1 protein-coding gene is annotated in these 401 nt (G+C 39.9%); it reads left to right on the top strand.

The features are described from left to right. Positions 1 to 188 precede the first annotated feature (188 nt). On the top strand, positions 189 to 401 hold a 213-nt coding region (locus AC1VNY_RS42825; protein WP_482409727.1), incomplete at its 3' end, for a hypothetical protein.

Below are 401 nucleotides of genomic sequence, written 5' to 3'. Positions count from 1 at the left end.
TAAGCTGCATGATGCCAGTACGAACACCAATCCCATGCTTGATAGTCGCTATGCTGTTGCCTTAATGGGTGCGGTAAATACCATCTACCAAGTCGCTTGTGATGATAAACGTATTAATTTAATACAAGCGTTTTAACATAACCAATCACTGATTTGGGCTTAAGTACTAAAGGGTAAGGAAAAATGGTATGGGATTTTTAGGTTATTTGTTGATGGGTGGCATTGTTTATACCATTGGTTTTTTTATTAATCTTAAACGATTACACCCCAAGCGTCAGGCGGGTGCGGTCATTTGTGTCACACACCCAATCATGATTGGTTATTTGCTGGGATGTTTTATGATTATGCTTGGTGTATCGGTATTGCTTGGGCGATTTGTATTGCATCATGATGGGCCAGAT

This window comes from Bradyrhizobium ferriligni (assembly GCF_056837965.1).
Note: the sequence above shows the minus strand (reverse complement) of the source record. Positions and strands in the feature narration are given on the sequence as shown.